This is a genomic window from Algorimicrobium bowmanii (assembly GCF_054031195.1).
Map to the genome: position 1 here is coordinate 1,731,805 of NZ_CM132929.1, position 11,941 is coordinate 1,743,745.

The window sequence follows — 11,941 nt, forward strand, 5'->3', positions numbered from 1 at the left end:
ATTCTGGAATATATTTAGTTATTTTTTCTTCTTTTTTGAAGTGCGAAAATTTAAAAACTCTACAAAAATTGAAAAGGCTATTGCGAAATATAGGTAGCCTTTTGGTATGGCGCCAACTGTTTCACCAAATAGTTCGGTGTGAGAAAGGTGGGCTGCTTCCGTGATAAGCATAAATCCTATTAATATTAAAAAAGCAAGGCCTAACAATTGAACACTAGGATGTGTATCTATAAACTTACGGATAGGATTAGCAAAGGTCATCATAATACTTATAGATATTATAACAGCAATAATCATCAAAACCAGATTGTAGTTATGGTTGTCATGTAAGCCATTTGTCATGCCTACGGCGGTTAAAATGGAGTCTATTGAGAAAATGAAATCAATAACCATAATTTGAATTACTGCCTGTCCTAAAGATTTAATTTTTTTATTACTTACAGCATTCTCATCATGATCCGGATCTTCTACTTTTTCTCGAATTTCTGAAGTACTTTTATAAATTAAAAATAATCCTCCTCCGAATAATATAATGGCTTGCCAGCTAATGCCAACATGAAGCCAGTCAGTATTAACTGTATAAAAAGGCTCGGAAAGTCCAACTAAAAAGCTAACAAAGAATAGCAACACTATGCGTTGAACCATGGCTAAAAGGAGTCCAATATTTGTTGCTTTAGAGCGTTTGTCTTCAGGTAATTTATTTGCAGCAATAGATATAAACACAATATTATCAACCCCTAAAATGATTTCAAGAAAAGTTAAGGTTAATAAAGCCATTATGGCATCGCTGGTAAATAAAAAATCTAACATATTAATCTATACGTTTAGCGGTTCCTTTTTGTTTTATTTTTTCGCCTACATAAGAATATTCAAAAGTATAGGTTGAATCGGTTGTTGTTAAAATTTTAAGGTGAATATCTTTCTGTTCTTGCATATTTTTAGGATTTATGGTTCTAAAAACTACTTCACAGTCGTTAATCCAACGAACAGTTGTGGAGTCTACATGGCCTTTATAGGTTTCTACTTGAATATCCTTAGTTCTAGTGAATACAGAATGATATGTGGAGTCGTTAATGGTGATGCTGCTGGTGAATGTTCCAGTTTGAAAGTCTGCACATTGGCGTTCTACTTGGTAGCAACTCGTGCAAATTAATAATAACAAAAAATATACTAAAGGTTTCATGAATTGATGTTTCTACAAAATTAAGAAACATTACGTTGTTGCCACCTATGGAGTATAAATTATTTAAAACTTTAATTACTGAAATTTTTAAAAGTACCATCCTTAAAGAAAATAACAATTCGTTCAATGTCTTTATTGTTATTAAAAGCACTTTGAGCAATATTTTCAGAAATAGATATGGGTTTTTCGCTTTCCAAAGTTTTTGGTGTGGATTCTGGAATTGGAGTAGGGGTTGGTTCTGGTTTTTTTTCAGAAGGTGTTTCTGTGTTTGGGAAGTGTCCTTTGCCGTTTAAAAGCCAATATAATTCTACTTCAGGAAAAGCATCTAAAACTTTTAAAACAAAATCTAAACTAGGCTTATTTCTTCCTGATAATATGTGTGAAATACTTGAGCGTTGAACACCTACTTTTTCAGCAAATGAAGATGCAGTTTCGTCATAATATTTAATGACTTTTTCTAAGCGTTTTGAAAATTCTGAATTGTTTATCATTGTAAACCGTTACTTGTGTAAACTAACATTACAAATGTAAAAATAATTAATGAACTCTGCATTATAATTTTTGTTAAAGCTGTTATTCAGTTTAATTTAAAGTTTAAATACAGGCATGTAAAATACTGATAATTAATATTTAAAGAAATATTTAGCACGAAAACTATTTTTAAGTTGTTGTTCAATCTTCTAGATGTTGATGTTTGTATACAAGAGTATACATTAAAGTCAAAATCAGCGTTTACAATTGTAAATAAGTATTTGTTTACCTTTGTAACATAATCAAATTTACATATGTATTCAGTTAATTTAGAAACCACATTTAATAAGTATAAAGAACATCAATTACACGGCCGTTATATTACCAATCCGATGATTGAAACCGTGTTGAATAAGCTTGATGATAAACATGAAATTTTAACAGTTGGAAACTCTGTAGAAGGGCTTCCAATTCATGCGGTCAAAATAGGAAGCGGTACAAAACGTATTTTGATGTGGTCGCAAATGCATGGTAACGAATCGACGACTACGAAGGCAATTTTTGATCTGTTTAACTATTTAAATGAACATCAAACTATTTTAGATTCTTGTAGTTTATTCATTGTACCTATTTTAAATCCTGATGGGGCAAAATATTATACACGATTAAATGCGAATGCGGTAGATTTAAATAGGGATGCTAAGAACCTATCGCAACCAGAAAGTCTTATTTTGCGTAAATGTTTTGATGATTTTAAACCGGATTTTTGTTTTAACCTTCATGGACAACGTACAATTTTTAGTGTGGGTGAAACAGCAAAGTCTGCTACAGTATCATTCTTATCACCGGCAGCTAATGCTGAGCGTAGTTTAACAAAAGCGCGCAAGATAGCTATGGAGTTAATTGTTGCAATGGCTGATGGCTTGCAGAAAGTAATTCCAAATCAGATAGCATTATACGATGATGGTTATAACGTAAACTGCGTAGGTGATGCATTTCAAACGTTAGGTGTGCCCACAGTTTTGTTTGAGGCAGGACATATTCATGCTGATTATAGCAGAGAGGTAACACGTAAATATATTTTTCAAGCTTTAGTTATGGGTTTAGAAACTATTTCTACTACTAATTTAGAGGGCTTGCATTATAGTGATTATATGGATATACCAGATAATGGAAAGTGTTTTTTAGATATAATAATAAGAAATGCAAAACAGGGTGATGAATTGGTGGATATTGGTGTTTTATATAAAGAAAAACTAGAAAATGGGACTTTAAAATTTGTACCGATAATAGAAAAATTAGGAAATTTAAAGGGATTTTACGGACATAAAGAGTTTAACGCTAACAAGGCTAGTGTATTAAATAGTAACGGTGACAAGTTAGAGGTAGGCTCCTCAAACGATTTCGTGATGTTAAATAATAGTAAATATTCATTATTAGTTGATTAATCTTCATTTTTAGTAGATAATATTTAAAATTATTATCTTATTTTTGCTTTTTATTTAAAGAAATTAAGAAAATGGCAAAGTTTAAATTAGACGATATTGATCATCAAATTTTAGAAATGTTGATTGATAACACGCGAGTTCCATTTACAGATATAGCAAAAAAATTAGTTATTTCTGCGGGAACTGTTCATGTGCGTGTTAAGAAAATGGAAGAAGCTGGAATTATTAAAGGATCTTCATTAACATTAGATTATAAAAAATTAGGATATGCTTTTATAGCTTATGTAGGGGTGTTTCTTCAAAAAACATCGCAAACCAAATTTGTTTTAGAGCGTATAAATGAAATTCCTTATGTTACTGTAGCACATATTACAACAGGAAAATTTAATGTATTCTGTAAAATACGAGCTAAAAATACAGAACATGCAAAAGAAGTAATTTTTATGATTGACGATATTGAAGGTGTTTATCGTACAGAAACAATGATTTCATTAGAAGAAAGCTTAAATGATAAAAAACGTTTAATGCATTCTATTTTTAATAATATGTAATGTATTTTTACATAAATGATATTTTAAGCGCTTTCATTATGAAAGCGCTTTTTTTTATAACTTTAAGTAATTTTTATGCTAGCAAAAGACATTGAAAAATCGGAGCACGCTCCTTATTATGGTGGATATATTCTAAAAAGTGGTTCTTTATCTTTGAGTGAGACTCTAGAAGCAAGTAAAACTGAAACAGAAGCTTTTTTTAAAACAATACCCGAAAGTAAATTAGAATATCGTTATATGGAAGGGAAGTGGACTATAAAAGAGGTTTTGCAACATATTATAGACACTGAACGTATTATGAGTTATCGCGCTTTATGTTTTGCCCGACAAGACAAAGCAAGCTTGCCAGGCTATGATGAGAATGATTATACCGCAACTAGTTTTGCTAACCGTTTAACTATAGCGGAACTGCTAAATGAATATTCGGCTTTACGAACTGCTAATATAGCGTTGTTTAAAAACTTTTCTAATCAGATGCTAATGCAGATTGGAACTGCTAATAACTCCCCAATGTCAGTCAGAGCTATAGGTTTTATTATTGCAGGTCATGAAAAGCATCATATAGACGTTGTTAAACAGCGTTATTTGTAGGTTGCGTTAGCTTTTATAGTATTCAAAAGCTTTAATTATTGTCTCGTTGTCAACCTGTTGGTTTACTATTGGTTTTCCCATGTCCTCCAGTAAAACAAAGTTTATATTGCCGTGTTCGTTCTTCTTGTCGTATTTTAAAAGCTCAATAATGGCATCGTAATCTGAAGCTGTAATATTAACTTCGCCAAATACACGTTTTAATACCGTTTTAATGGCTTGACATTCTGTTATTGGAAAATTTGATGTTTCTGTAGATATGTATGTTGCTAAAATCATACCTATAGCTATAGCTTCTCCGTGTAAAAGTGATTCTTTTTCTGGGTGACTTAAAAAGTAAGATTCAATAGCATGCCCAAGTGTGTGACCGTAATTTAAGGTTTTACGTAGGTTTTGTTCCAATGGGTCCTGTGTAACGATATTGTTTTTTATAATAACTGATTCGTAAATAAGATCATCGTAGTTTTCTATGGCTTGCGTGGAGAATTTATTCCAATAATCACGACTAAATATCAAACCATGTTTAAGCATTTCTGCTAAACCTGATCGTAGTTGGTTTTCTGGTAAAGTTTGAAGAAAAGCAGTGTCTATTAATACCATTTCTCCTGTATTTATTACACCTATTTGGTTTTTTAGGTGCCCTAAATCAACACCGGTTTTACCTCCAACAGAAGCATCAACCATAGCTAATAATGAGGTTGGTACGTTTATGTATTTCATGCCGCGTTTAAATGTTGAAGCTACAAAACCACCTAAATCGGTAACAACACCGCCACCTAAATTTATCATTAAGCTTTTTCTGTCGGCACCTAACTCAGAAAGTACATTCCAAACACCTACACAAGTTTCAATAGTTTTATGAGTTTCACCTGCTTCAATCTCAATAATTTCTATCTGTAGTGTGGTTTCTAGTTGCTGTAGGAACTGTGGTAAACAAGAATTATGCGTGTTTTGGTCTACTAAAATAAAAATTATAGAGTAATCAGTTTCACTTAAGTGTGTGTTGATTGCTTTATAACAGTTTGAATTAAAGTGTATTGGGTAGTTTTTTGTTTGAATGGATTTCATAATGTTTCTAAGAAAAAATAAAAGGTAAAATAAGGTGTTTTTTTTATAAAAAAGTAACTCAATGATAATTATCTTTGCATAATTTTCTACTGTTATGAAAGACGTAAAAATATTTGATAATACTGAAATAGCATTTCAGCTTAAAAGTAACGCGGAGTTAAGTCGTGCTCATTTTTTGTTTAAAATGATTTCTAATGCGACATTAGTTAAAGTAGGAACAGCGCTTACTAATGTGGCCTTAAAGCTACATTTACCAGTTACTGGAATTATTCGAGCTACTGTTTTTGATCATTTTTGTGGAGGTGTTAATGAAGAGGACTGTTTGGGGGTTATTGATGATATGTATACTGCAGGGGTGAGTTCTGTTTTGGATTATTCGGTAGAGGGTAAGGAGACAGAAGCACATTTTGATGGGGCTATGGAGAAAACACTTAAAATTATAAGGTTTTCTGATGACAGAAAAGCAATGCCTATTGCTGTTTTTAAACCTACTGGTTTTGGTCGTTTTGCTTTGTATCAAAAAATAAATGAAGGTCAAGCTTTAACTGAAAAAGAACAAGAAGAATGGGCACGTGTAGTTGCTCGTTATGATGCGGTTTGTAAGTTAGGACTTGAAAAAGATGTTGAAATTTTAATTGATGCTGAAGAAAGCTGGATTCAAGATGCTGTAGATGATTTAGTGACAGATATGATGCGTAAGTATAATAAAGATGTTACTATTGTTTATAATACCTTACAGATGTATCGCCATGACCGAATGGATTTTTTAAAGGCGCAACATGAATTAGCTAAAAAAGAAGGTTTTTTTCTAGGTTATAAAGTTGTTCGTGGTGCTTATATGGAAAAGGAACATGATCGGGCATTAGAAAATGATTATCCAACGCCAATTTGTGAAAGTAAACTGGCTACTGATGATAATTTTAATGAAGCTGTTACTTATATTTTAAATAACCTGTCTGATATTTCAATTTTTGTCGGAACACATAATGAAAAAAGTAGTTATTTGGTAATGGACTTAATGCGTGAAAAGAACATTGCTATTACTGATAATCGTGTGTGGTTTGGGCAATTATTTGGTATGAGTGATAATATTAGTTTCAATCTCGCGCACAAAGGATATAATGTAGCTAAATATGTGCCTTTCGGCCCCGTTAAAGATGTTATGCCATATTTAATTAGAAGAGCTGAAGAAAATACATCTGTAGCAGGACAAACAGGACGTGAGCTAATGCTTATATATAAAGAGCAGGCTAGACGTAAAGCTGTAAAATAGCCTTATTTTTTACGTTGCCACCATTTTTTTGAGTTCGGGTTTTTACCATAACCATATCCATAACCGTTTGCTTTTTTATGATTAACACTATTTAATAGTATGGTCATATTTGGCAAACGTTTTTCTTTATACATTGTATCGGCTACTTGAAGACGTCTTTTATCAAGGTAATTGGCACGTACCACATATACAAACAAATCAGCATGATCACTAATAAGTAAGGTGTCTGTTACTAATCCAACTGCGGCTGTATCAACAATTATGTAATCGTATTCATTATTTACGGCATCAAATAAATCTTGCATTCTACTACTCATAAGGAGTTCTGCAGGGTTGGGAGGAATGACGCCAGATGGTATTATATCTAAATTGTCATAATCTGGATGTTTTGTAATAACATCAGATAGTTTTAAATGCGGATCACTAATATAGTTAGTTAACCCTATTTCACTCTTAACGTTCAAATAGTTAGTGGCTTTCGGTACTCGAATATCTGTTTCAATAAGTAGTACTTTTTTACTCGAAAAAGACATTGATAATGCTAAATTAATAGACGTATGAGATTTACCCTCTTTGCTTGTTGTAGATGTGACAAATATAACCTTAGAGTGTTTTTCAACTCCTTTTAGCATAAATTCAATATTGGTTCTAACCATTCTAAAAGCTTCTGCTTTTGGTGTGTAATCTACTTTTTTTATTAATTGATAACGTTTTCCAGATTTTGGAATGTCGCCTAAAAAAGGAATATCAAGCATTTTTTTTATGTCATGATGTGTACGCACTTTTGTATCAATTAGCGTAAGGAAGTAAATTAGACCTATAGGGAATGAAATGCCTAAAATAATTGCTGCAAGCAGTGTTAAAACAAACTTTGGTGCTACAGGTTTTCCGGAAGCATAGGCTTTATCGACAATTTTAGCATTAGCAGATGAAACACCATGTGTAATAGCAGATTCCTCACGTTTTTGTAGTAAATATAAATATAGAGACTCTTTAATGTCTTGTTGCCTCTTAATGTCTTTAAATTGACGTTCCTTTTGTGGTGCTGAATAGATTTGCGAATTAATTCGAGAGTTTTCGGCAACTAAACCGTTGTATGTTATTTGACTAGTAGACTTTTTACTATTTAAACTTTGAGTTAAATCGGCTTTAAGTTGGTTTATCTGATTGGTTAAATTAACAACGGTAGGGTTAATTTCGCTAGAGTTTTTTAAAATTCGTTCACGCTCTTGAACTAAGTTATTGTGGCGCTTAGCAACCTGACTGATGTTACCGTCTTCGATGCCTATGTTTAAAGGTAATAAATCGTTTGGAGTTTGATGATTAGCTAAATGATCCTGCATATAGTCTATTAGTTGCAGTTGCATACCTGTTTCAGTTATTTTAGCTTCATTTTCCTTTTCTCGTTGCAAAAATATAGTGGATTGTGTAGATAGATTTGTGAGTTTGTTTTCTTGTTGAATATCTTCGGCTGTAAGGTCTACGATGCCTAATTCTCGAGAAACCCCATCTAGACGGTCGTTAATAAATTTAGAAGTTGCTTCTACAACTTTGTTTTTGTCATTAATGACATCTTCATTATATTTTTCAATTAACTTGTTAAGGAATAATTCTCCTTTCTCTCTAACATTATCATTAATGGTTAGTTTAATAACGCTTGATAACTCAGTGTTTTGAATTTGAAGTTTTGATTTATAGTTGCTAGTAACGGTATTTACTGGTTGTATTCTGATTGTTATATCGGTTCCAATTTTACTAGCATATTGCCCAAGATTTGGCGTTATAATAATGTCACCAAAACCTGTTTCTACGTTTTTACCAAAATCATATAAAATACCTTCATTGTCAATAGATTGTTTGTTGTTTGTGGTTAGTTTATTGTTTGGTGAAACCCCTTTAAAAATAAAGTCTTTTGATGAATTAATTCGAATATTAAAAGTTGTATCTACCTGATGTAGTACAGAGTCTTTTGCGCTAAAATTTATGTTTAAAGGTGGGTTTGTGTAAACTTCATGTGCTTGAATACGCCCTTCTACAAAAAACTGAATATTAAATTTTAAATCTTTAACAACACTGGCAATAAGGTTTCTAGATTTTATAATTTCAATTTCGTCTAATACGTTGTTCTGATCGTTACTAAATAACCCATAATTTTGCAGACTGGAAATTTCCGGTAATTTGCCTTTAGACTTGTCGTTGGTTATTTTAATTGTTGCTTTAGCTTGATACTCGTAATTAGCGTATCTTAAATATGTTAACGCTAATAAAATTGAGATTATAACGCAAAGGCTTATAAATTTCCATTTGTTTAAATAAGGTTCTAATAAATCTCTAAAGTGTGCCGTTTGTTTCATGGGAAAAGTACCTGTTAAAAGAATTATTTAACTAAAAATATTGCTAGTATGGTGGCTAAAGTTCCGACTGCGGAAATTATAACTCCGTTGTTTTGATTGTAGGATGCTGAGCGAACTTTTGCTGAATTGGGTTCTATTACCAATACATCATTTTGTTCAAGATAGTAATTAGGGGAGGTGATGGTACTTATTTTTGTTAAATCGAATTTGGTATATACTTTTTTCCCTTCGCGTTCTCTTATTAAAAACACATTTTCACGTTTTCCATATATTGTTAAATCGCCTGCTAAACCAAGCGCTTCAGTAAGTGATATGCGCTCATCTTCAATAGTGAATGTTCCAGGATTTCTAACTTCGCCTAATACGGTAATAGTAAAGTTTATAAGCCTTATATTAATAACGGGATCTTTAACATATGCACTGATTTTATTCTTTAATAATGCGGTTGCTTCCTCTCGGGTAAGTCCACCTAATTTAATGGTTCCTAAAACAGGATACTCTATAGTACCGTTGTTGCTCAACAGATATGTTGGCATTTTTAAATCCGCATTAGCCGAAACTGCGGAAACATTGTAGGATACGGCTGGTAGGTTAAATGGTGCAACTGCATCCGCGTCGCCACCAACGCTAATAAATAATAAATCGTTTGGTTTATAGGTAATATTAGAAGTCATAATAACATCGTTTTCTTCGCTAACGGGTTCATCTTGGAAATAGATGATTTCTTTACTTGTAACACATGAGCTTAAAAATGCTAAAAGTAAAACGGTGAGTAACTTGAAGTGTTTATGTCTTTTATTGGTCATAATAAGGTGGTTTAATTTAAAACGTCGTAGGTTGAGTTATTTGGGGTGTACTCTGGTACTATATCTTTAATTTTAGATACAATTTCGATGTTTTGAGTTGTTGTATTTAATAAAGATAGTTCTTTTAAAAGTTTTTCTGTTTTTTTAATATTTACGGCTTTACAATTGGCTATCATGATTTTCTTATTATATGTAGGCTTGATGTTTTCACCTTTTATAAGTAATTCTTCATAAATTTTTTCACCAGGCCTTAAACCTATAATGTTTATATCTATATCGTTAGGATGTTTTAGTCCAGACAACGCAATCATATTTAATGCTAAATCATAGATTTTAATAGGTTTTCCCATATCGAAAACAAAAATCTCATGTCCGGAACCCATAGCAGAGGCTTCTAAAACTAAGGAACAAGCTTCGGGGATAGTCATAAAATATCGGATAATATCCTTGTGTGTTACTGTTATTGGTCCGCCATTTTCAATTTGTTTCTTAAAAAGCGGAATTACAGATCCGTTAGAGCCTAAAACATTTCCAAAGCGAGTAATTATAAATTTAGTTTTACTATTTGATTCTTGTTGACAGCAAATAAGCATTTCGGCAATTCGTTTTGTGGCTCCCATAACATTGGTTGGGTTTACAGCTTTATCTGTGGATATAAGTATGAATTTTTCTATCTCATATTTTTTGGATAAACAAACAACGTTTTCTGTACCGAAAACATTAACACTTACGGCTTCAAGTGGGTTATTCTCCATTAAAGGAACATGCTTGTATGCGGCTGCGTGAAAAACAATATCAGGTTTATACTGATTGAAGATGGCTTCTAATCTGGTTTTACTTCTAATATCGGCAATAATTGGTTCTATATTAGAGATGTTAGAGCGTAATAATTCTTGCTGAAGGTCGTATAAAGGTGATTCAGCATTATCTAATAAAAGGAGTTTCTTAAATTTGAATGTTGCCAGTTTTCTTACTATTTCACTTCCAATAGAACCTGCCGAGCCAGTAATAAGAATAATCTTATCAGTATAAGCTTCGTCCAGCAGCGGATTGTCTATAAGTATTGGTTCGCGTCCAAGTAAGTCCTCAATCTTGATATCTTTAATTTGTCCGATACTTAAATCACCATCAATCCAAGTCTGAACCGCAGGAACAATTTTAATATTCAGGTTTAAGCTAAACAACTTACTTGTTATTTGTAATAGTCTGTTTGAGTTTATATTCTGAATAGATATAATAACGCTATCTATATTGTTTTTTTCAATAAAGCTTTTTGTTATGTGGCTGGGATGATACACATTAAGTAGGTTTATTTTTTTTCCAACTTTCCGTTCGTTATCATCAATAAATCCAAATACGTCAATATCGCTTTTCAAATCATTTATAATAGCATTATAGGTGATAAGTCCAGAATCGCCTGCGCCATATATTAAAACGATGCTATTATTTTCTTTTTCTGGATCTGTAATTAGACTTCGGTATAAAGATTTAATAAAAAACTTAGCTCCAATAAGGAAAAACATGTTTAATAAGAGGTGAATGTATATGATGGAGCCTGCAATATCAAAGACATTGTTATAATTGTACTTTCTACTTAAATATGTTGTTACAATTAATATAGTTGCTAAAATATTAACTCCTATAATAATATTGACAACGTCTTTAAACCCCGTAAAACGAACAACACCTTTATGAGAGCTTACAAGTAAAAAACTTATAATACCCGCTATTATAACAAATGGGATTTGTTTAATAAACATGGCAAAATCAAAATTTATGTCAAAATTATAGCGTATTAAATGTGCAAGAAAGAATGTAGACGCAATAACGGTTGAGTCAAATAGCAGGATGAACCATTTAGACGCATAGCGATTGGATAGTTTTCTTAATAAAATATATATTTTGTCCAAAATTATGTTTTGTCTTACTGTTTAGAAGACCTTTATTTTTTAGTTAAAACATGTGTGGGACTTGACTGTATGATTTATATATCAGTTGTTTGTTGGATATATAAAATTCTTCTGTAGGTTATGTAAATATCTATGTTTTAATAGTTTCCGTCAAATAAAAACGATAAATAACTAATTTCTACGTTTTTTGCTTTTTTCCTGTGAAGATGTATTGTTTTATCGACTGTTTTGGCGTTTAAACGTATGATTTACAAAATTTTAAAGTTCTAATGTACGGGAGGTATACCTG

At 31.9% G+C, this 11,941-nt stretch carries 11 protein-coding genes; 4 read left to right on the forward strand and 7 right to left on the reverse strand.

Annotation, left to right across the window (positions count from 1 at the left end; genetic code table 11):
• Positions 1-18: 18 nt before the first annotated feature.
• The 3 genes from ACW5R3_RS07650 to ACW5R3_RS07660 all read right to left on the reverse strand — a co-directional run bounded on the left by ACW5R3_RS07650 (position 19) and on the right by ACW5R3_RS07660 (position 1,674).
• Complete coding sequence (locus ACW5R3_RS07650; protein WP_456576416.1) at positions 19-810, reverse strand: TerC family protein; 792 nt, start codon at positions 808-810, stop codon at positions 19-21.
• Position 811: 1 nt separating this feature from the next.
• Positions 812-1,183, reverse strand: coding sequence for a DNA topoisomerase IV (locus ACW5R3_RS07655; protein WP_456576417.1), 372 nt, complete (start codon positions 1,181-1,183; stop codon positions 812-814).
• Between the two features lie 71 nt (positions 1,184-1,254).
• Positions 1,255-1,674, reverse strand: coding sequence for a helix-turn-helix transcriptional regulator (locus ACW5R3_RS07660; RefSeq protein ID WP_456576418.1), 420 nt, complete (start codon positions 1,672-1,674; stop codon positions 1,255-1,257).
• Between the two features lie 294 nt (positions 1,675-1,968).
• Here ACW5R3_RS07660 and ACW5R3_RS07665 point away from each other — a divergent pair, with 294 nt between their 5' ends.
• The 3 genes from ACW5R3_RS07665 to ACW5R3_RS07675 all read left to right on the forward strand — a co-directional run bounded on the left by ACW5R3_RS07665 (position 1,969) and on the right by ACW5R3_RS07675 (position 4,244).
• The gene (locus ACW5R3_RS07665) at positions 1,969-3,102 is read left to right on the forward strand and encodes a M14 family metallopeptidase (protein ID WP_456576419.1); all 1,134 of its coding nucleotides are present in this window, start codon (positions 1,969-1,971) and stop codon (positions 3,100-3,102) included.
• A gap of 71 nt (positions 3,103-3,173) precedes the next feature.
• Positions 3,174-3,653 carry an Lrp/AsnC family transcriptional regulator gene (locus tag ACW5R3_RS07670; RefSeq protein ID WP_066248062.1) on the forward strand — a complete coding sequence of 160 codons (480 nt, stop codon included), beginning with the start codon at positions 3,174-3,176 and terminating at the stop codon, positions 3,651-3,653.
• A 75-nt stretch (positions 3,654-3,728) separates the two neighbouring features.
• Positions 3,729-4,244 (forward strand): DinB family protein, encoded by a 516-nt coding sequence (locus ACW5R3_RS07675; RefSeq protein ID WP_456576420.1) that lies wholly within the window; start codon positions 3,729-3,731, stop codon positions 4,242-4,244.
• Between the two features lie 6 nt (positions 4,245-4,250).
• On the opposite strand, the gene aroB is transcribed toward ACW5R3_RS07675, so the two are convergent.
• The gene (gene aroB, locus ACW5R3_RS07680; RefSeq protein ID WP_456576421.1) at positions 4,251-5,309 is read right to left on the reverse strand and encodes a 3-dehydroquinate synthase; all 1,059 of its coding nucleotides are present in this window, start codon (positions 5,307-5,309) and stop codon (positions 4,251-4,253) included.
• A 94-nt stretch (positions 5,310-5,403) separates the two neighbouring features.
• On the opposite strand from aroB, the gene ACW5R3_RS07685 reads away from it, so the two are divergent.
• Positions 5,404-6,582 carry a proline dehydrogenase family protein gene (locus tag ACW5R3_RS07685; protein ID WP_456576422.1) on the forward strand — a complete coding sequence of 393 codons (1,179 nt, stop codon included), beginning with the start codon at positions 5,404-5,406 and terminating at the stop codon, positions 6,580-6,582.
• A 2-nt stretch (positions 6,583-6,584) separates the two neighbouring features.
• On the opposite strand, the gene ACW5R3_RS07690 is transcribed toward ACW5R3_RS07685, so the two are convergent.
• Genes ACW5R3_RS07690 through ACW5R3_RS07700 form a run of 3 tightly spaced genes read right to left on the reverse strand, consistent with a single transcriptional unit; the run spans position 6,585 to position 11,652 of the window.
• Positions 6,585-8,936: a GumC family protein gene (locus ACW5R3_RS07690; RefSeq protein WP_456576423.1), complete on the reverse strand. Its 2,352-nt coding sequence runs from the start codon at positions 8,934-8,936 to the stop codon at positions 6,585-6,587.
• A gap of 23 nt (positions 8,937-8,959) precedes the next feature.
• A complete protein-coding gene (locus ACW5R3_RS07695) occupies positions 8,960-9,742 on the reverse strand; it encodes a polysaccharide biosynthesis/export family protein (RefSeq protein ID WP_456576424.1) in 783 nt (260 codons plus the stop codon).
• A gap of 11 nt (positions 9,743-9,753) precedes the next feature.
• Positions 9,754-11,652 (reverse strand): polysaccharide biosynthesis protein, encoded by a 1,899-nt coding sequence (locus ACW5R3_RS07700; RefSeq protein ID WP_456576425.1) that lies wholly within the window; start codon positions 11,650-11,652, stop codon positions 9,754-9,756.
• Positions 11,653-11,941: the final 289 nt, after the last annotated feature.

What these genes read in the sequence shown, in the direction of transcription:
- aroB (WP_456576421.1), bottom strand. Translation starts at nt 5,309, where the DNA reads ATGAAATCCATTCAAACAAAAAACTACCCAATACACTTTAATTCAAAC.
- ACW5R3_RS07695 (WP_456576424.1), bottom strand. Translation starts at nt 9,742, where the DNA reads ATGACCAATAAAAGACATAAACACTTCAAGTTACTCACCGTTTTACTT.
- ACW5R3_RS07650 (WP_456576416.1), bottom strand. Translation starts at nt 810, where the DNA reads ATGTTAGATTTTTTATTTACCAGCGATGCCATAATGGCTTTATTAACC.
- ACW5R3_RS07675 (WP_456576420.1), top strand. Translation starts at nt 3,729, where the DNA reads ATGCTAGCAAAAGACATTGAAAAATCGGAGCACGCTCCTTATTATGGT.
- ACW5R3_RS07690 (WP_456576423.1), bottom strand. Translation starts at nt 8,936, where the DNA reads ATGAAACAAACGGCACACTTTAGAGATTTATTAGAACCTTATTTAAAC.
- ACW5R3_RS07655 (WP_456576417.1), bottom strand. Translation starts at nt 1,183, where the DNA reads ATGAAACCTTTAGTATATTTTTTGTTATTATTAATTTGCACGAGTTGC.
- ACW5R3_RS07660 (WP_456576418.1), bottom strand. Translation starts at nt 1,674, where the DNA reads ATGATAAACAATTCAGAATTTTCAAAACGCTTAGAAAAAGTCATTAAA.
- ACW5R3_RS07670 (WP_066248062.1), top strand. Translation starts at nt 3,174, where the DNA reads ATGGCAAAGTTTAAATTAGACGATATTGATCATCAAATTTTAGAAATG.
- ACW5R3_RS07665 (WP_456576419.1), top strand. Translation starts at nt 1,969, where the DNA reads ATGTATTCAGTTAATTTAGAAACCACATTTAATAAGTATAAAGAACAT.
- ACW5R3_RS07685 (WP_456576422.1), top strand. Translation starts at nt 5,404, where the DNA reads ATGAAAGACGTAAAAATATTTGATAATACTGAAATAGCATTTCAGCTT.